This window comes from Pseudomonas sp. EA_65y_Pfl1_P113 (genome assembly GCF_963970525.1).
GTDB classification, from domain to species: Bacteria; Pseudomonadota; Gammaproteobacteria; order Pseudomonadales; family Pseudomonadaceae; genus Aquipseudomonas; species Aquipseudomonas tritici.
In genome coordinates this window covers 23,103-42,137 of the sequence record NZ_CAXAQM010000008.1, presented here as the reverse complement: position 1 = coordinate 42,137, position 19,035 = coordinate 23,103, and the positions used below count along the sequence as shown (strand labels likewise).

18 protein-coding genes and 1 tRNA gene are annotated in these 19,035 nt (G+C 61.1%); 7 read left to right on the top strand and 12 right to left on the bottom strand.

Going from position 1 to position 19,035, the window contains the following annotated elements; translation table 11 throughout:
• Positions 1-6 precede the first annotated feature (6 nt).
• Both pfkB and ptsP read right to left on the bottom strand, forming a co-directional pair.
• Entirely contained in the window at positions 7-927 is a 921-nt protein-coding gene (pfkB, locus tag AACY52_RS09960; RefSeq protein ID WP_339417424.1) for a 1-phosphofructokinase, read from the bottom strand.
• Positions 928-3,786: a phosphoenolpyruvate--protein phosphotransferase gene (gene ptsP, locus AACY52_RS09955; protein ID WP_339560457.1), complete on the bottom strand. Its 2,859-nt coding sequence runs from the start codon at positions 3,784-3,786 to the stop codon at positions 928-930.
• Positions 3,787-4,078: 292 nt separating this feature from the next.
• Between ptsP and cra the strand changes: the two genes are divergently transcribed.
• Positions 4,079-5,074, top strand: a complete 996-nt coding sequence (cra, locus tag AACY52_RS09950) for a catabolite repressor/activator (protein ID WP_339417419.1) — start codon at positions 4,079-4,081, stop codon at positions 5,072-5,074.
• 2 nt (positions 5,075-5,076) lie between these two features.
• A complete protein-coding gene (locus AACY52_RS09945) occupies positions 5,077-5,853 on the top strand; it encodes a TatD family hydrolase (RefSeq protein ID WP_339417417.1) in 777 nt (258 codons plus the stop codon).
• Here the strand turns inward: AACY52_RS09945 and AACY52_RS09940 are convergent.
• From AACY52_RS09940 to AACY52_RS09920, 5 genes are all read right to left on the bottom strand, one after another.
• Positions 5,800-6,231, bottom strand: a complete 432-nt coding sequence (locus AACY52_RS09940; protein ID WP_339417415.1) for a hypothetical protein — start codon at positions 6,229-6,231, stop codon at positions 5,800-5,802. The genes AACY52_RS09945 and AACY52_RS09940 overlap by 54 nt on opposite strands.
• A 126-nt stretch (positions 6,232-6,357) precedes the next feature.
• The gene (locus AACY52_RS32210) at positions 6,358-7,062 is read right to left on the bottom strand and encodes a methyl-accepting chemotaxis protein (protein ID WP_370468016.1); all 705 of its coding nucleotides are present in this window, start codon (positions 7,060-7,062) and stop codon (positions 6,358-6,360) included.
• 1,471 nt (positions 7,063-8,533) lie between these two features.
• Positions 8,534-9,370 carry a regulatory signaling modulator protein AmpE gene (ampE, locus tag AACY52_RS09930; protein ID WP_339427175.1) on the bottom strand — a complete coding sequence of 279 codons (837 nt, stop codon included), beginning with the start codon at positions 9,368-9,370 and terminating at the stop codon, positions 8,534-8,536.
• A complete protein-coding gene (gene ampD, locus AACY52_RS09925) occupies positions 9,367-9,930 on the bottom strand; it encodes a 1,6-anhydro-N-acetylmuramyl-L-alanine amidase AmpD (RefSeq protein WP_339417412.1) in 564 nt (187 codons plus the stop codon). The genes ampE and ampD overlap by 4 nt, the downstream gene beginning before the upstream one ends.
• A 61-nt stretch (positions 9,931-9,991) precedes the next feature.
• Complete coding sequence (locus tag AACY52_RS09920; RefSeq protein ID WP_339560455.1) at positions 9,992-12,142, bottom strand: DUF1631 domain-containing protein; 2,151 nt, start codon at positions 12,140-12,142, stop codon at positions 9,992-9,994.
• A gap of 191 nt (positions 12,143-12,333) precedes the next feature.
• Between AACY52_RS09920 and nadC the strand changes: the two genes are divergently transcribed.
• Positions 12,334-13,182, top strand: a complete 849-nt coding sequence (gene nadC, locus AACY52_RS09915; RefSeq protein WP_339427177.1) for a carboxylating nicotinate-nucleotide diphosphorylase — start codon at positions 12,334-12,336, stop codon at positions 13,180-13,182.
• Positions 13,183-13,249: 67 nt separating this feature from the next.
• Here the strand turns inward: nadC and AACY52_RS09910 are convergent, their stop codons facing one another.
• The 4 genes from AACY52_RS09910 to AACY52_RS09895 all read right to left on the bottom strand — a co-directional run bounded on the left by AACY52_RS09910 (position 13,250) and on the right by AACY52_RS09895 (position 15,672).
• A complete protein-coding gene (locus AACY52_RS09910) occupies positions 13,250-13,555 on the bottom strand; it encodes a DUF6388 family protein (RefSeq protein WP_339560454.1) in 306 nt (101 codons plus the stop codon).
• Between the two features lie 146 nt (positions 13,556-13,701).
• Positions 13,702-13,774, bottom strand: a tRNA-Thr gene (locus tag AACY52_RS09905).
• Positions 13,775-13,822: 48 nt separating this feature from the next.
• The gene (locus AACY52_RS09900; RefSeq protein ID WP_339417405.1) at positions 13,823-15,223 is read right to left on the bottom strand and encodes an O-antigen ligase family protein; all 1,401 of its coding nucleotides are present in this window, start codon (positions 15,221-15,223) and stop codon (positions 13,823-13,825) included.
• A 35-nt stretch (positions 15,224-15,258) separates the two neighbouring features.
• Positions 15,259-15,672, bottom strand: coding sequence for a pilin (locus AACY52_RS09895; protein ID WP_339417595.1), 414 nt, complete (start codon positions 15,670-15,672; stop codon positions 15,259-15,261).
• A gap of 202 nt (positions 15,673-15,874) precedes the next feature.
• On the opposite strand from AACY52_RS09895, the gene AACY52_RS09890 reads away from it, so the two are divergent.
• The 4 genes from AACY52_RS09890 to yacG are packed head-to-tail and all read left to right on the top strand — an operon-like array spanning position 15,875 to position 18,763.
• The gene (locus AACY52_RS09890; RefSeq protein ID WP_339560453.1) at positions 15,875-17,083 is read left to right on the top strand and encodes a type II secretion system F family protein; all 1,209 of its coding nucleotides are present in this window, start codon (positions 15,875-15,877) and stop codon (positions 17,081-17,083) included.
• Positions 17,080-17,946 carry an A24 family peptidase gene (locus AACY52_RS09885; protein WP_339560452.1) on the top strand — a complete coding sequence of 289 codons (867 nt, stop codon included), beginning with the start codon at positions 17,080-17,082 and terminating at the stop codon, positions 17,944-17,946. Before AACY52_RS09890 ends, AACY52_RS09885 begins: the two co-directional genes overlap by 4 nt.
• Positions 17,943-18,566, top strand: a complete 624-nt coding sequence (gene coaE / locus AACY52_RS09880; protein WP_339560451.1) for a dephospho-CoA kinase — start codon at positions 17,943-17,945, stop codon at positions 18,564-18,566. The genes AACY52_RS09885 and coaE overlap by 4 nt, the downstream gene beginning before the upstream one ends.
• Positions 18,563-18,763, top strand: coding sequence for a DNA gyrase inhibitor YacG (yacG, locus tag AACY52_RS09875; protein WP_003188437.1), 201 nt, complete (start codon positions 18,563-18,565; stop codon positions 18,761-18,763). Before coaE ends, yacG begins: the two co-directional genes overlap by 4 nt.
• Here the strand turns inward: yacG and AACY52_RS09870 are convergent.
• On the bottom strand, positions 18,760-18,975 hold the full coding sequence (locus AACY52_RS09870; protein WP_003171680.1) for a hypothetical protein: 216 nt from the start codon (positions 18,973-18,975) through the stop codon (positions 18,760-18,762). The two genes, yacG and AACY52_RS09870, sit on opposite strands and share 4 nt — an antisense overlap.
• Positions 18,976-19,035: the final 60 nt, after the last annotated feature.

Below are 19,035 nucleotides of genomic sequence, written 5' to 3'. Positions count from 1 at the left end.
ACCCTCTTATTGTTCTGTCAGCGGGCGTACGTGTACGCCGCTTTCGAGACGCGCCAACTGCGCGTCATCGCTGATGCCGAAACCAATCTGCGTGACGGCCATGGCGGCAATCGCCGTGGCCCGGCGCAGGGTGTGCTCCGGCGCATCGCCACTGAGCACACCGTGCAGCATCCCGGCCAGCAGCGAGTCGCCGGCGCCGACGGTACTGGCGACCGTCACCTGTGGCGGCTTAGCATGCAGTGCCCCGGCCGGGCTGTACCAGCTCACGCCGGCGGCACCGTCGGAAACCACCACATGCTCCACGCCCTGCTGATGCAACTGACTGATAGCGTCCGTGGCATTTCCCAAGGCTTCGGCCAGCTCTTCGGTGTTGGGTTTGACCATCCACGGGCCAGCCTTCAAGCCGGCGCGCAGCGCTTCGCCACTGGTGTCCAGGGCGACTTTCAAACCGAGTGCCTTGAGTTCCTCGAGCAAGCCCTGAAACCACTGCGGGCTGACGCCGCGCGGTAAGCTGCCGGCCACCACCACCGCATCGAATTCAGGGCCGATCATCGCCACCCTCTTGAGCAGTTCTCGTTGCGCCTGCTCACTCACCACAGGCCCCGGCGCATTGATGTCGGTAACCCGGCCGTCTTGTTCGGCAATCTTGATGTTGCTCCGGGTTTCGCCCGGCACGCGAATGAACGCGTCGCCAAATCCACGACTGGCAATCAGTGCATCAAACGCCTCGGGGTTTGCCGCACCGAGAAAACCACCCACGCTCACGTGATGGCCCAAATCCGCCAGCACCTGCGCCACATTCACGCCCTTGCCGGCGGCGTGGGTGAGCACGGCGTCACTGCGGTTCACTTCACCGGGTTCCAGGCGCGCCAGGCGTACCGTGAGGTCCAACGCCGGGTTCAGCGTCAGGGTCAGAATCCTTGCCATTTACACGGCCTCCACTAGGGCACGCACTTCAGCGGGCGAGCCCACCGCGAGTGCTTTTTGCGCCAGGCCCTGGGCCTCGCTCAGACTGAATTCGCGCACCCGCGCCTTCACTTCAGGAATGCTGCGGGCCGACACACTCAACTCATCCACCCCCAGGCCGATCAGCACCGGCACTGCCAGCGGGTCCGCCGCCAATTCGCCGCACACCCCTACCCATTTGCCATGGGCATGGGCGGCGCGCACGGTGATGTCGATCAGTTGCAACACCGCCGGGTGCAGGCCATCAGCCTGGGCCGACAAGGTCGGATGGCCGCGGTCGATGGCCAGGGTGTACTGGGTCAGGTCGTTGGTGCCGACGCTGAAGAAGTCGACTTCCTTGGCCAATACCGGCGCAAGCAAAGCAGCCGATGGCACTTCGATCATGATGCCCAATTGCAGGTCGGCCACCGGGATTTCCAGGCGCAGGCGCTCGGTCATGTCGCGGGCCGCGCGCCATTCGTCAACGCTGCCAACCATGGGGAACATGATGCGCAACGGGCGGTTGTCCGCCGAGCGCAGCAATGCGCGCAATTGCGCTTCCATGATCTGCGGGCGTTGCAAGGTGAGACGGATGCCGCGCACGCCGAGGAAGGGGTTTTCCTCCTGCGCGATTGGCCAATACGGCAGCGGCTTGTCACCCCCTACATCCAGGGTGCGCACTACCAGTGGGCGACCGCCGAGGCCGTCGAGCACGCGACGGTATTCAGCTTCCTGGGTGGCTTCGTCCGGCGCTTGCGGGTGGGCCATGAAAATCAGTTCGGTACGCAGCAAACCGATGCCTTCGGCACCCTGCTCCACCGCGCTGGCGACACCGGCGCTTTCGCCGATGTTGGCGAATACTTCCACGGCGTGGCCGTCACGGGTCAGCGCTGGTTCATGACGCTGCGCGGAAGCGGCTCGCAGGCGTTGTTCACGGGTGTCGCGCTCAACCGTAGCGCGCTGCAGGGTGGCAGCGTCAGCGTCGACATGCAGGCGACCGCGCTGGCCATCCAGCAGCAACGGCGTACCGGAGGCCAGCAGCAATACGGCGGGCCCTGCACCGACCAGCGCTGGAATACCGAGGGCACGGGCGACGATGGCGCTGTGGGCGGTCGCGCCACCACGGGCGGTGAGGATGCCGGCGACGCGCGAGGGATCAAGCCGTGCAACGTCGGACGGGCCGACTTCGTCCATCACCAGAATGTAAGGTTCGCTTGGCGCCTGAACCGTTTCAACCCCGCACAGTTGAGCCAGCACGCGTCGGCCGACATCACGCAGGTCAGCCGCACGTTCGGCGAGCAAAGCGTCCTGCAAAGACTCCTGCTGCTTGGCGGCGGCTTCGATCACGCTCATCCACGCCGCTTCGGCGCTCTCGCCTTGCTTGAGGCGGGTGTCGACTTCGTCGGTCAGTTCCGGGTCGTCGAGCATTTCCTGGTGAGTGATGAAAATCTCGCGGATAGCCTTGGATTGGCTGCGTTCGATCAGGCCGTTGATATCACCGCGCACCTCGGCCAGTGCGCTTTGCAGGCGCTGGCGCTCAATGGCCGAGGATTCGCCGCGCAGCGGGTAATCGAACGTCTGCTGAACCTGGATATGCGCAGGGCCGATGGCAATGCCTGGCGCGGCGGCGATGGCCTGGATCTGGCTGCCGGCCAGCGGCGCGCTGAGCACCGGCTCGATGTCGAGGATTTCGGGCTGGGCACTCAGGGTCGGCAGCGGCTCGACGTCTTCGCCGAGGCCTTCTTGCACCGCCGCCAACAGCGCGGGCAGCGCATCGCCGGCAATCGTCGGCTCGGCGACAAACTCCAGCACCTGGCCGCGACGCGCGCCGAGGCTGAGCAGTTTGCTCAGGCTTTTCACCGACACGGCGCCCACCGGGCCATCGACGATGCGCACGCGAATATCGCCTTCAAAACTTTTCGCCAGTTGCGCGAGGATCTTCGCCGGGCGCGCGTGCAGGCCGTGGGCGTTGGCCAAGGTGATGCGCGCGCTCGGCCAGTCTGGCGGCAATTCGCCGCCCAGCACTTCAAGCACCGCGCGGCTGCTGGTGGCGCGGCCGAGTTCCTGGCCGCGACCTTCAATCAGCAAGGCACACAAGCGCTCAAGCAACGTCTGGTGGGCTTCACCTAGGCTGGCCAGGCAGAACAAGCCATTGAGCGGCTGGCCGAGGTAACGCATGGGTTTATCCGGCGTGACAAACGCCAGGCCCGGGCGCTTGACCGTTTGCTCGCTGTGCAACCACCACAGGCCATCGCCCAGGGGCAGTGCGTCGACCTGCTGCAGGACGGCGGCGAAACCGTTGCTGACACAGTCGGCCTGGCGCAACAGGCGTGCGCCGCGCCACACCAACTCTTCGAAATCATCGGCGGACACACCCAGGCCGATCATCTGCGCATCCAGTGCCAACTCCTGCGGCGCACCTTGCAGCAGCTTCAGCAAGGCTTCGGCAGTGCCGGCACGGCGCAGGGCCTGGCCCAGGTCGGTTTCGCCGAGGGCACGGGTGAGCAGTTGCAACAGGCGCAGGTGTTCGTCGGATTTAGCGGCAATGCCGATCGCCAAGTACACGATCTGGCCGTCACCCCAGTCCACCCCTTCGGGGAACTGGAGCAGGCGCACACCGGTAGAAAATACGTGGTCACGGGTTTCGGGGGTGCCATGGGGGATGGCAATACCTTGGCCGAGGAAGGTCGAGCCCTGGGCTTCACGGGCTTGCAAACCGCTGAGGTAACCCTCGGCGACCAGGCCGTCGGCCACCAGTTTTTCAGCGAGCAGGTGCAAGGCAGCAGATTTATCCACAGCCACCTGGCCCATGGAAATCTGCTCTACAGTGAGCTCAAGCATGCCGTTCTCCTAGTTAGTGCGGTGGCGCACTAGGTATTGTTTTAAACAAACAGTGTAAGGGGTGTTTATGAATACTGACCGAGCAGTCAATTGGCAGTAGCTACTCAGACGCGATCTTCGTAAAAATACGCTGGCTGAAACGTTTAATCTAGACTTTATGGAAGACTACGCGTTAATTACTCATCCTTGAAGAACCGCTCGGCGCTTGAGCCAGGACATTGGCCGTCCACAGGAATCGGTTACGATTGGACAAAATGTCGGGGCAAGCTCCAAAAAACAAGGAAATCCCGGTTTGAAACTCAGTGATATCGCACGTCTCGCCGGTGTGTCCGTGACCACCGCCAGCTACGTCATCAATGGCAAGGCCGAACAGCAACGCATCAGCAACGCCACCGTCGAACGGGTGCGCGCTGTCGTCGAAGCCCATGGCTTTACCCCCAACCCCCAGGCCGCCGGGCTGCGCAGTCGGCACACGCGCACCTTGGGTTTTATCCTGCCCGACCTGGAAAACCCAAGTTACGCACGCATCGCCAAGCTCCTGGAGCAAGGCGCACGGGCGCGTGGCTATCAGTTGCTGATCGCCAGTTCCGACGATGACGCCGACAGCGAGCGCCAATTACTGCAACTGTTCCGCGCCCGCCGTTGTGATGCGTTGTTTGTGGCCAGTTGCCTGCCGGCCAGCGATGACAGTTATCACGCGCTGCAAGCCAAGGGTTTGCCGGTGATTGCCATCGACCGGGTAATGCGCGCGGATCAATTCTGCTCAGTGGTCAGCGACGACCGCCAGGCGTGCCAGCAATTAACCAGCAGCCTGCTGCAACCACTGCCCAAGCAGATCGTGCTGATCGGCGCACGGCCCGAGCTGAGCATCAGCCAGGAACGTGCCGCTGGTTTCCGTGAAGCGCTCGAAGGCTTTACCGGCGAGGTGATCGTCGAACACGGCGATGCGTTCAGCCGCGACTGCGGCCGGCAGTTGATGGAGCAACTTCTGGGTCAACTGGGGCATTTGCCTGACGCGCTGGTGACCACGTCCTACGTGCTGCTGCAAGGCGTGTTCGATGCGTTGCATGACTTTCCGCTCAAATCACGCCCGCTGCGCCTGGGCACGTTTGGTGACACCCAGTTGCTGGACTTCCTGCCGCTGCCGGTCAACGCCATGGCCCAACAACATCAGCAGATCGCCGAAACCGCCCTGCGCCTGGCCCTGGCCGCTATCGAAGAAGAGCAGTACCAACCTGGTGTGCACGCCATTGGCCGGACGTTCAAGCAGCGTATTCACGAGGCCTGAACGTGGAGTTGATCGACACCCACACCCACCTGGACTTTGCGGATTTCGACAGCGATCGCCGGGACGTCCTCAGTCATAGCCGGGCATTGGGTGTGCGACGCATGGTGCTGCTGGGGGTGTATCAGCAAAATTGGCAGCGCGTGTGGGATCTGGTGCAAGCGGACGAAGGTTTGTTCGCCGCCTTTGGCCTGCACCCGGTGTACCTTGATGAGCATGGTCCCGCCGACCTGTCGGAATTGGGCGACTGGCTGACTCGCCTGCACGGCCACCGGCAACTGTGTGCGGTCGGTGAGATCGGCCTGGATTACTTTCTCGAGCAACTGGACCGCGAACGCCAGCAGAGCCTGTTTGAAGCTCAACTGAAGCTGGCGGTGGACTTCCAATTGCCAGCGTTACTGCATGTACGTCGCAGCCACGCCGCTGTGATCGCCACCCTCAAGCGCATCCGCCTACCCCGTGGCGGCATCATCCATGCGTTTGCCGGTAGCCAAGAAGAAGCCCGCGAGTACATCAAGCTCGGCTTCAAGCTGGGCTTGGGCGGCGCCCCTACCTGGCCACAGGCCCTGCGTATGCACAAGGTATTGGCGCAACTGCCGCTCGACGCGGTGGTGCTGGAAACCGACTCGCCCGATATGGCACCGGCCATGTTCCCCGGCCAACGCAACAGCCCCGAGCACCTGCCAGCTATCTGCACCGCCCTGGCCGAGCGCATGGGTATCAGCCCGCTATTGCTGGCTGAGGCGAGCACACGCAATGCCTGCGAGCTGTTCAATTGGTAGGTTCGGCGTGACCCCTTGCAGGTCCAGCGTTAGCTGTTGGCGGTAACGGGCATAACGCAACGCCAGGAAATGTACCAGCAGCACCACCAGCGAGACGTTGAACTGGCCGATCACACTGATCAGCCCCAGCCACTCCGCGACCAGCACCACAATCAGCACAATACAGGTCAAGACCACCATGCTCGGGCGCACCAAGGCCCAATGGTCCAGGGACTTGAACTGACGCAGTTGCCGGGGGCAGTTCAATCGCAATACCCACTGGCAGTACGGGCAATCGAATGGCTCTTCGATAGCAATGGCATTCAACTGCCAAGGCTTGAGCTCAAAGGTGATGTCGCAATGGGCGCAGTGCCCTTTGATGCCGATTGCAGCGGTCATCGCTGTGCCTCCCCTGAACTTGAAATCGAGTGAAACAATTTTCACCCATTCAGGAGAACAGAAAAGGGACGCCGGAAAATCAGGACAAGCACCACGCCATACGACGACAAATCCTACGCCCAGGTCTTACACGCGAAACGCACCGATCAATTGCTTCAACTCGATCACCTGCATCGATAACTGCCGGCTCGCCGCTTCGGTCTGATGCGCGCCCTCGGCGGCATGTTCGCCGGCCCGATTGATTGCGACGATGTTCTGGTCGATATCGTGGGCGACAGCCGTCTGTTGCTCCACGGCCGCAGCGATCTGCTGGTTTTGATCGACGATCATGCCCACGGCACCGAGGATATTTTCCAAGGCCTGCTGGACCCTTTCTGACTGCTCAACGGTGCCATTGGCCATTTCATGGCTGCTGCCCATGGCCGTCACGGCGGCCGACACACCGCTGTGCAAGCGGCTGATCATCTGTTCGATTTCCTCTGTGGAGTGCTGCGTACGCCGGGCCAGGGTGCGCACCTCGTCGGCCACCACCGCAAAACCACGCCCCTGCTCACCGGCCCGCGCGGCCTCAATGGTGGCGTTGAGTGCCAGCAGGTTGGTTTGCTCGGCAATGCTCTTGATCACTTCCAACACGCTGCTGATGGATTGGCTGTCGGTGGCCAATTGGTTAATCACCCGCACCGACTGATCGATCTCCGAGGCCAGCCGCGCGATGCTGCCCTGCTGGGATTGCACCAGGCTACGGCCACTGACAGTTTCATCGTTGACGCTGTGGGCACTGCTGACCGCCGCCGCCGCACTGCGTGCGACTTCCTGGGCAGTGGACGACATCTGGTTCATGGCCGTCGCGACTTGCTCAATCTGCGTGCGCTGCCCGGACACCGCCTGATTGCTCTGGGCTGAGACCGTTTCCACCTGGCCGGCTTGGAGCTCGACCTGGCTGACGGTGTGTCCGACACGTTCGATCAAGTCATGGATCTTCGCGACGGTGCCATTGAACACCTGGCCCAGGTCGCCCAACTCATCGCGGCTATCCGCGACAAAGGCGACCGTCATGTCGCCGGCCGCCACCTTGTCCATCATCGCCCCCAGGCGCCGCAGGGTTGTGCGCGTGGAGGCGTAAAACCCTGCGTACAAATAGAAGATCAGCAGGAACACCACCGTCAGGGCCAGGACCAGCACCACCATGTGCGTGCGGTTCTGCGCCAGGCGTTGCTCCAACTGCTGTCCGAGAAATGCCAGCGTGGCGTCGTCCAACTGGTAGGTCTGGGCCATCAACTGGCTGACACCGTCGTAGAAACCCTGCCAGGGCGCGTCAAGGGTTTGCGCCATCACCACCTGCTCTTCAAACAACTCGCTGCCTTGCTTCAAGCTGGCGTTGCTGGCCTTGGCCAGGCCATCGAGTGCGGTGTGCGCCGCCTTGCTGGCGCCCAAGGCATCCTGCAACTTCAAGCCATATTCGGCCTGGAGTTTTTCCAATTGCTGCAACAGTTCGTCAAAGCGCGTACTGGACGATGAATTAAGAAAGCCTTGGCCCAGGGAATACGCACCGATTGCCCGACCTTCACCCAGGGTCTGCGTGACTTGCGGGGTCACGCTGGTGATCAATTCGCTGAGCTGGCGCAGATCGCTCTGGGGGTCGCGGCTCAAACCGGATTGGCTGGCGATGATCTGGCTGAGCATCTGTGCCTTGTTGAGCAACTTACCGATCAGTGCACTTTTGCTCAGCAGCGACGTTTCCTGCTGCTGGGCCTTGAAGGCCGCGATCAACTCGTCGCGCTTGCCGTCAAAAGCGGCGACTTGCTCGGGGTCGGTCGCCATGGCGCTGAGGCTTTGCAGGCGGCTCAGGACACTGTCTTCCAATGCGCTGATCTTGCCCTCAAGGTCGCCGGCCTTGCCGGACTGGCCGAGGGTGGCGTTGATTTGGACTTGGTTGTTGAGGGTTTCCAGGTCGCGGCGCAAGGCCAGGCTGCTGCCGAGTAAGTCGAGGCTTTGCAATTCCACACGTGTGCCCTGGAATTCACGCCACGAATCGCGCACCAGGTAATAGTTGGTCGCCAGCATGGGCAGCAGGAACAGCACGCTGATCAAGCTGAACTTCATGCCGAAGCTCAGGCGGTTCATTAGCGCGACGGCGGGATAGAGCAAGCTCTTCACAGGTGAACTCCCTTTCTTTTATTTTTATTGAGGCGCAGGGCGGCAGTTAGCCAGCATCTGTATAGCTCAATTTGAAAGGGAGTTTTGTAACTTAAGGTTAACGGCAGCGGGGCTGCCGAAAAATAATGTGCCCGCACTCACTCGACTAGGGCAACACTGCCCAGATGGCAAACCCGGCGTACCACAGCACTGCGGCGCGCAGCAGCAGTTCCCATATGCGATCCAGGCTGATGATGCCATCGGCGCCCACCGCCGGTGGCGGGATTTCGGCGGCGACCAGGCCGACTTTTTCCACCAATTGGGCAGCGCTGATATCCCAGCTCAGCAGTTCGTGCAGCATCACGCGGCCAACCGCGACGAAATTGCCCACCAAGGCAAAGCTGGCCGCCAACAGGCGCACCGGCAGCCAGTCAAACGCGTGGCGCAGTTGCCCGGCGCGCTCAGCGACCAGCGGGTTCTTGCTGTGCTCACTGGCCAGGGCAAGCAGGCGATAGGCCAAGGCAGCCACCGGGCCCAGCAGGAAGTACCAGAAAATCACCGCAAAAAAGCTCTGGTACGCCTGCCACAATAGATGGCCCTGAACGCATTCGAGCAGTTGTTCGCCACTGTCGGCGCTGAGGTTCAGGTCACGTTCGGCCACGTGCTCGGCAGCTTGCAGGTCGCCACGGCGCCAGGCATCGCGAAACGGACCGAGCCCAGCGAGCAGATCACCACGGCCCAGGCTGTAGATCACCACTACCAAGTGCACCGGCAGCGCCAACAGGCCGTATGCCACCGGCTCGAGCACCAGCAGCAACAACGCCAGCAATGCCACCGGCAACAACACCAGCACTACCAGAATCAGCCAGGGACGCTTGCCCATGCTCGGGCTCGATTCCAGCTTGGCCAGTTCGCGCAGCCAACCACCATCGCGCTGCAACCGCTGGCGCAGGGCCGAGAACTTCTCGATCCATACGGCCAGTACCAACACCAGAAAACTCATCGTGCGTGTCCTCCATCCTGCAGGGCGCTGCGAAAGCGCGTCCAATCAAAAGCGGGGCCGGGATCGGTCTTGCGTCCCGGCGCGATATCGCTGTGACCACAAATGCGCTGGGGGGTGATGCCTGGGTAGGCCGCCAGCAATTGGCGGGTCAGGTCGATCAGCGACCCATATTGTGCGTCGGTGAAGGGCTGATTATCCGTGCCTTCCAGCTCTACCCCCAGGGAAAAGTCATTACAGGTTTCCCGGCCCTCGAAATACGAAACCCCGGCATGCCAGGCGCGGTCGAGGCAGGAGACAAACTGCGTCACCGTGCCATCGCGCTCAATCAGAAAATGCGCAGACACCCGTAGGTCGGCAATCCCTTCAAAGTAGGGATGTTCCGTGACATCCAGGCGGTTCTGGAAAAACTCCTGCACTTTACCGGTGGCGAACTGCGCCGGTGGCAAGCTGATGTTATGCACCACCAACAGTGAGATTTCGCCTGCGGGGCGCTCGTTGAAGTTGGGCGAAGGGCAATGACGAATGCCCTGGCACCAACCGCTGGTGGGGTCCAACTGCATACAGGTTCCTTGAACGAGACAACGTATGACCAGTATGCCGCGTTCGACCCTCTGGTTGCGATCACTTGCCGCGATTGAGTTGACGCAGTTTATTCAACACCGCGGCCAGCGCGCGCTCGAACAGGGGGCCGTCGTCCAAGGAATGCAGCGTGCCACGCTTGAACGCCAGCGCCAACTGGCCGGTACTCTTCTCCAGCACCTTGAGCCCCGTGCGGCTGGTGAAAATATACGTGTTGGCCGGTGCCATGATCGCCGTCAGCTTGCACCGCAGTGCGGCGGTCGCGTCCGTGTGGAACACCACCCAGCTACCCACCTTTAGTTCTTGAGCCCTGAGCAAGTCCGGGTCGTTGCCCGGCAGGTCGATGACCGGGGCGGGCGACGTCGCGCTGAGGACAAACGGCTCGCGCACTTCGATCAGATCTTCCAAGCCTTCGGGCGCCTGGACGTGCAAGGCCTGCAAGCGCAGAAAGAATTCACGGGTGCTGAACGGGTCGAACGCGGCACTGGTCAACCCATCGCGCAAGGCCTTGAGCAAGCCAGGCAGTTGCTCCAGCAAATGGCGCCCGGCTTCGGTGTCTTGCTGCAGGCTGACACTCCAGATCAGCTCATCCATGGTGCGCAACGCCGCTTGCCATTGCACCGACTGCTCACCATGCTTGAGACTGGCCAGCAACAACACCTGGCTCCATGCCTGCTGCAGGAACTGCACCACCGGACGCGGCAGGACCTTGCCCAACAACCGTCGATTAAGCACATCGGCCACGCGCTGGCGTACGGCTTCGGTGCGCACGTGTTCAGCTTCGGCATCGCGGGTGTGCTGTTCAAGCAGGTCGCTGCGTCGCCGTTCATCGGCGGTAAACGCGCTGAACTCTGCGAGCAATTGGGGAAAAATCGCCGGGTCTTCGACGAACTCATTGAGCAAACGCTGCACGACCTGCTCGATGCGCAGATAAAGGTGGTCGCGCTGGTCGTCTTCACACGGAGTGCTGCCCATGACGGCGGCCGCGATTTCATTGAGCAAGCGTCGTGCCGGGTGACCGGCGCGGCTGAAAAAGCTCTTGTCGAGCAACGCGACTTTCAGCATCGGGATCTGCAGGCGACCGATCACAGCCTTGAAGGCACCGGGCACGGTGAGGTCGTTGAGGATAAATTCGAATAACAGCGCGACCAGGTTGATTACGTCTTCGTCCGCATCCTCTACGACCCGCGACTTACCACTCTTGACGCTGACACGGGTGAGCAACTGTTCAAGCTGGTTACACAGGTCGAAATCGTCCTCGGCCTCAGGCTCCGGCACGTACTGCTGCAAGTGGGACAGCAGGCGTAACAGGTCACGGGTGGAAATAGGCAACGGTTCGGCACTGGCCTCAAGCGTTGGCGCCACGCTGCCACGTACCACTGCGAGTAATTTCTGGAGCGCGGCGAAAGCTTCCTGGCCATTTTCGTCGACGGGCTGATCGGCGGCCGGCGAAGCCTCTTCGCGCGCGTGTTCGCGGGCCGCACGCGCCTCAAGCCGAGGGGACGGTACGGCCTTGAGTTCCGGCAATACGCCGGTCGCGACCAGCAATTGATTGGCTTCGCCATACAACTGGCCGGCGTCACTGAGCACGTATTTTTCAAAGAGCTTGAGCATGATCAGTTTGACGCGAATCTCCACACCGAGGCTGCGTCCCGCCTGCAGGAAAAACTCACACAGCAGCGCGGGCCCCAGCGGGTTCTCACGCTCATCCAGGCGATTGCCCAGTAATGCGCTCAATCGCGCAGTGAGTTGGCCAAGGGCCAGGCCGTCACGGTGTCGCACCCGGCCGAGCATGGCTTCAAGCGCCACGACTTTTTCCAGGGCATCCTTGGATGAACCAGACGGCGCGTCATAGGAAACCACCGGCAACCGTTGCAGCTCTGCCTGCCCCGCCTGGCCCAGGCTGGCGAAGGCTTCAAATAGCTGCTCCAGGAACACGCGCTCAAAATTCTTGCGCTTAAGACGCAGGTCGCGCATGGCTTCAAAGAAAATATGGTGGTCAAGCATGTTGCGCGACCTGTCGGCCATTTCGAACAACGTGTCATCGGCGTTATCGAACAGCTCCTGCAGCCCTTGCTGCAACTGTTGCACCGCCTTGTCGCGGACCTGCAGCAACACCACCGGAAGTCGGGCGAGCGGCGATGGCGTGGCGTGTGCCTTTTTGATTGGCACCACCTTTCCGTCATTGTGCATCCTGGCCTCCTGAAACGGCGGTATTTGTCTAAACGTCAAAGCTATGACGCCAATTACAAGGCGCAAGATTATCTTGCAAATGAGGTGGGTTGCGCCAGTAAACTCTGCCATCGCACGGTAAATGAGGGGTGAGCCTGGGTTCAAACGCGCACTGCCCCTATAATCGGGGCACTTTGTTTGTGGAGCCTGTTATGCCGAATCTCCGTCTTGCCGACCTCACCGCCGAAATCGAAGCCAACGTGCGCCGCGCACTGCTGGAAGACATCGGCAGCGGCGACATCACTGCGCAGTTGATCCCGGCCGAACGACTGGCCACCGCCACCATCATCACGCGCGACGCCGCTGTTATCGCGGGTACGGCTTGGGTCGACTCGGTATTCCGTCAGTTGGACCCGCGGGTCGCCGTGCACTGGCAGGTCGCCGACGGTGAACGCGTCAGCCCCAACCAAGCGCTGTTCCACCTGGAAGGTCCGGCACGCTCGCTGCTCAGCGGCGAACGTAGCGCGTTGAATTTTCTGCAGTTGCTGTCCGGGGTCGCGACCCGCGCCCAATTCCTGGCAGATTTTGTCGCCAGTACCCAGGTCAAGCTGCTCGATACCCGCAAAACGCTGCCGGGCCTACGCCTGGCGCAGAAGTACGCGGTAACCTGCGGCGGCTGCCACAACCACCGTATCGGTTTATATGACGCGTTCCTGATCAAGGAAAATCATATCGCCGCCTGCGGGGGCATTGCCCAGGCGATCACGGCCGCCCACAAGATCGCACCCGGCAAGCCGGTGGAAGTCGAAGTGGAAAGCCTGCATGAACTGCGCGAAGCCCTGGCAGCGGGCGCGGATATCATCATGCTCGATGAGTTGAGCCTGGACGATATGCGTGAAGCCGTGCGCCTGAACGGCGGAAAGGCGAAGCTGGAGGCCAGCGGCGGGATCAACGAAAGCACCCTGCTGCCTATCGCAGAGACCGGGGTGGACTACATCTCAATCGGCGCCATGACTAAGGATGTGAAGGCGGTGGATTTGTCGATGCGGCTGAGCATCTAAAACACTCAGAAATGCTTGTGTAGTGAGCGGGCTTGCCCCGCGCGGGGCAAGCCCGCTCACTACACGCTCAGACCACCAAGTTATTCATCTCGCAGTACTCTTCCCAATCGACACCCAGCACCTCGGCCGCCTCTTTGTGCAAGACCAGCCGTGCCGCTTCGAATTCTTCCGGTGTCGAGGTGTACTTGAGGGTCAGCTCCCAAGGCTGAAGGCCTTGGCTCTCGGCCTCGTCCTCGAATGCCCACTGAATCTGATCGCGCTGATCATCGGCGCTCAGGTCCTTGATTTCTTCTTTAAGCTGCGGCGTGTCCTCAAGGTATTTCTTGAGTGCTTCTTCGTGCGGAGCTTCCTGGGTCATTTCAGTCGTGGTCATGTGTGTTCTCTTAGATCGAGGAATGGGGATGCATCTGGGTCATCAAGGTTTGCGCAGATACAAATGAGCGGGCGCGAATGCCGGCTCGTCTGGCCTTCAGAACCATTCTGGGATCAACTGAAAACGTGCTGCCTTTGTTGCCTTTTTGCCCGAGACAGGAATCGAACCTGCGACCTTCGCGTTACGAGTGCGCTGCTCTACCGGCTGAGCTACACGGGCGGTGGGCTAAAGCTAGCACTGCATCGGAAGTCCGGCAACTTACCGGCGTCAACGGGCAATCACACCTTGGGCCCAGAAGCGCGGTTGCAGGAAGGTGTCATGGCCGTCCAGGTACTGCTGCTGCGCTTGCTTGATGTGAGGTACATCGCGCGCGACAATAAAAATCAACAGACCAACGGCCAGCACACTGAGCGTTTTCCAAGCACTCCGGGCCAATGGCAGCTCAGCGGTCGGCGGCGTTCGCCACACATGCAGCGCCATCAACCAGCCCACCACCAGCGCCAGCCAAACCTGGGAGTTGGGCATCACAATCACGCCATCGACCATGGACTGCACCAACGCGCCAACCACCGATGCAAACAGGCATAGCCGCAGCAGGTCCGCACGCTCGGCGCTCAGCGCGCGCTCACGCAATATACCGAATGTGGCCCAGCCGCCTCGCCACGCCAACACCGCGACGCACAGAGCCGATGGCACACCCCATTCACTGGCCCATTGCAGGATGGCCTGGTGGGGGTGAGCGGCAATCCTGTTGGTGATATCGGCAAAATGCATAGGCCCGAAACCCAGCCCTGGCCGCTCGGTGAGCATGTGCCATCCCTGCCACCAGATCGGCCCGCGCCCCGACAACGAGAGGGTGAGGCGATCGCTGGCGCTACTGGCGAGTTCGATCCCCAGGTAATCCGCTAACACCGTAAACACCAGCCAGTACAGCAACAGCCCGCCAAGCACTGCGGCCAGCTGCCACCCCAGCCAGCGCCGACCCCATGGCCCCAACACCGCCAATACCACACCCGCCGCGCCCATGCCAAGCCAGGTGCCGCGTGTGCCGCCACCCATTGCGATCAGCCACCACACGCACAGCAACGCAAACACCGCAACTTTGAGCGAGCGCGAGAGAGTCGGGATCAACAAGGGAAGCGCCAGCAATGGCAGGGTGAACGTCTGGAACTGGCCGTAGAATCGCTTGTTGGAAAAGCCAGAGAGCAGCAAGTCAGGGTCCAGCGTCCGCTCGGCGCTGGCGAACGCGAGTGCGCCCGCATACACATATTGAATCGACTTGATCAGGCACAGCAGCACCACCACCAGGATCAAGGCGCGATCCAAAGGCTCACCGCCCTGGCGACGCAGCAAGGCAAATGCCACGGCAATCGCACCGCAGCTGACAAATAAAGCCACTTCGGCCAGTGCCCAGAGCGTCTGGTGGGCCAGCGTCGATGACACCAGGCCCAGCCCAATAATCAGCGCCAGGCCCAGGGCGGTAGGCCGGTCTACCAACCGTTCAACGGGGGCGACCAACAGCCCATACAGCACCGCACAAGCCCCGATGGCAATCTGCATCGCCCGCTGTAAGTCATGCCCACTGAACGGTGCACAAATTCCGACAACCAGCAGACACACCACTGCTACCAGAAAAATACTGCCACGCTGCTGTACGGATAAATACATCGGCCACCTCAACTTCCCTGTGGAGGGTTTAGCAGTTATGCACCGTCGGCGCCGCAGCCCTTGGCGATATATTTCGCGTCAGCGGTGGTGGTGCATTTCCAACCAGTGGTGGCGTTGCGCGTCAGGCTGATGGTTTTGCCCAGTACTGGCGCGGGAGCGTCGAGTATTTCGCAACTGATGGAACCCGCGCCCGTCGCCACATCCCCTGCCACATCGATCTTGCAATTGGCGGTTGGGCTGACGCCACCGATCAACGCCAGCGTGGGTACGGTGCCTTGGTTGAGGGTGTCTTCATACCCAGGCTTCAACGCGGTGATTTCAGCCAACCCGGCGGTGAACTTGGCCTTGGCCTGGTGGGTGGTGTACATGGGCAGGCCGATGGTGGCCAAGATGCCGATGATTGCCACGACGATCAACAACTCGATCAAAGTAAAACCTTTCTGACGCATCACTTTCATTCTCCAGAATAGAACTCATGACAAGGCGCTTCCTGCGCCCCGTGTTGTGCAGCGGCGCCAGTGTACTCATCCGCAAGCGCTCAATCGCGCACTGGACGCACATTCTGACATTTTATACTGCGCTGCCAGCCTGCCCGAATCCGTCACCTGACTAAGCTATAAATCTTCGACGACCTCTCTGCGGAACCCTGTCATGGATAACGCTTCAACGCTGTACGCCTGGGAAGGCATCAACCGTAAAGGACGTAAGGTGTCCGGGCAAACCGCAGGGCACAACCCCGCCTTGGTCAAGGCTCAGTTGCGCCGGCAAGGCATCAGCCCAGGCTTGGTGCGCAAGCAATCTGCCGTGTTGCCCAGCTTGGCACCGTCGGTCAAATCGACGGACATCACCCTACTCACTCGCCAGCTGGCCACACTGCTGAAGGCCGGCATTCCTCTTCTGCAAGCCTTCGACATCATCGGCGAAGGCTTCGACAACCGAGCTGTGCGTGAGCAGGTGCAAGGGTTGAAACAGGCGATCGCCGCCGGCTCCAGCCTGGCCGAAGCGTTGCGCAAACAACCGCGCTATTTCGATGAGCTGTATTGCAACCTGGTGGCGGCCGGTGAACAGGCCGGGCCACTGGAAACACTGCTGGAGCGCGTGGCAATACATCGGGAAAAGAACGAGCAATTAAAGGCCAGGATCAAAAAGGCCATGACCTACCCGATCGCCGTGCTGGTGGTGGCCAGCGTTGTCACCGGCGTTCTATTGATCCACGTCGTACCGCAGTTCCAGAACCTGTTTGCCGGGGTCGACGGCAAGCTGCCCGGTTTTACCTTGCAGGTTATCGCTCTGTCCGAGTTCATCCAGAAAGCCTGGTGGATCATGGCGCTGGGCGCTCTTGCGGGAGCTCTGGGATTGCGCCACGCCTATCGTGCCTTGCCTGCTTTTCGTCTATGGCTGGACACCGGTTTGTTGAAAATGCCTCTGGCAGGCAAACTGCTGAGCAAATCAGCCGTGGCTCGCTATGCCCGCACGCTTTCCACCACCTTTGCCGCCGGCGTTCCGTTGGTGCAGGCACTGGAATCGGTGGCTGGCGCTGCCGGTTCAGGACCGTTCAAACAGGCAATCGAACATATGCGACACGATGTATCCACTGGCATGCAACTGAATCAATCCATGGTCGCCAGCGGACTGTTTCCCGCAATGGCGATCCAGATGACGGCCATCGGCGAAGAGTCGGGCACACTGGACTGCATGCTGGAAAAGGTCGCCAGCCATTACGAGGCCGATGTGGACAACTTGGTCGACAACCTCACCAACCTTATGGAACCGCTGATCATGGTGGTATTGGGGGGTATCGTTGGCGCGCTGGTGATCGCCATGTACCTGCCGGTCTTCCAGTTGGGGAGCGCCTTTTGAGCCTGCTGCTGGGTGAACACCCATTGGCTTTTGTCGTGATGGCATTGGTATTGGGGCTGGTGATTGGCAGTTTTCTCAATGTGGTGGTGTGGCGCCTGCCGAAAATGCTCGAGCGTGAATGGCGCGCCCAGGCCCATGAAGTGCTCGGTTTGCCCGCTAAGCCTGCCGGGCCGACTTACAATTTGATGCATCCCAACTCCTGCTGTCCGCACTGCAATCATCCGATACGTCCCTGGGAAAACATCCCGCTACTCAGTTATCTGCTTCTCAGAGGCCGTTGCGCCCAGTGCCAGGGCGCGATCAGCGCCCGCTATCCACTTACAGAACTGGCGTGCGGGCTGATCTCGGCCTGGGTGGCCTGGCATTTCGGCTTTGGCTGGCAGGCGGGAGCGGTGATGGTGCTGAGTTGGGGATTGTTGGCGATGAGCCTGATCGATGCAGACCATCAACTGTTGCCCGATGTACTGGTCATGCCGTTGTTATGGCTGGGTCTGATCGTCAACGGGTTGGGCCTGTTGACGACATTGCCGGACGCCCTGTTGGGCGCGGTGATCGGGTATATGAGCCTATGGAGCGTGTTCTGGCTGTTCAAGTTGGTCACTGGCAAGGACGGCATGGGGCACGGCGACTTCAAGTTACTGGCGCTGCTCGGCGCCTGGGGTGGCTGGCAGATCCTGCCGATGACGCTGTTGATGTCGTCCCTGCTTGGGGTGTGCGTAGGCTTGATCCTGATGCGTCTGCGCAAGACCCAGGCATCGGCGCCCATGCCGTTTGGTCCGTATCTGGCAATTGCCGGCTGGATTGCATTGCTCTGGGGTGGTCAAATAACCGACTTCTATTTGCAGTCTGTCGGTTTCAGATGACCACTTCTGTTGCAGCACCCTGGATTCTCGGCCTCACCGGCGGCATCGGCAGCGGCAAAAGCGCCGCCGCCCAACACTTTATTAACCTGGGTATTGACCTGGTGGACGCCGACCACGCCGCCCGCTGGGTGGTCGAGCCTGGCCGGCCGGCACTGGCGCGCATCGCCGAGCACTTTGGTGCCGGCGTGCTGCAGCCTGACGGCCAGTTGGACCGCGCTGCATTGCGCAAGCTGATCTTTGAAGTACCCGAAGAGCGCCGCTGGCTCGAAGCCTTGCTACACCCGTTGATTGGCGAGGAGATTCGCAACCACCTGGCGCACGCGCAGTCGCCTTACGCAATCCTGGTATCGCCGCTGCTGGTTGAGTCAGGCCAGAACAGCATGACCCAACGCATCCTGGTGATCGACGTGCCGCAATCGCTGCAGATTCAGCGTACCCTGCAGCGCGACGGCATCACCGAACAACAGGTACAGGCAATCCTCAAGGCGCAGTCAAGCCGTGAAGCCCGCCTGAACCATGCCGATGACATACTGGTCAACGACAAGGACCTCGCCTGGCTGCACAGCGAGGTCGAGCGACTGCACTACTTTTACCTTACTTTGCGTGGAGGCCGAACATGAGCCAACCCTTGACCGTCGATTGCCCAACCTGCGGCGCACCCGTGGAATGGAAAGCGACCAACCTCAACCGGCCGTTCTGCTCGGACCGTTGCAAGCTCATCGACCTCGGCGCCTGGGCGGCCGAGGAACACAAAATCCCGGTGGCTCCGGATGCAGAAGACGAGCTGTTTTCCGAAGACCTGCCGCCGCGCCATTAAGGGCGCATAAAGGCATATTCCTGCTGGTCGTCGAGGTTCTCTGCAAGGTATTGCAGCTCGTCGGCCAGATCTTCAAAGCTGCGCACCCCCTTGCTCTGCTGCACCACCGCACTGAGCATGGCACGCAGGGTCAAGCCTGGGTCAAAACCGATTTCCTGTGCCGCATCCTGGCTTCTGCGCAACTCCTGCCGTGCCCACTCGTACACACTCATGATCGTGCTCCCGCCTTGCCTAGGACAATTTCGCAGAGCATGGGCCTGCTCGGCTAGGCG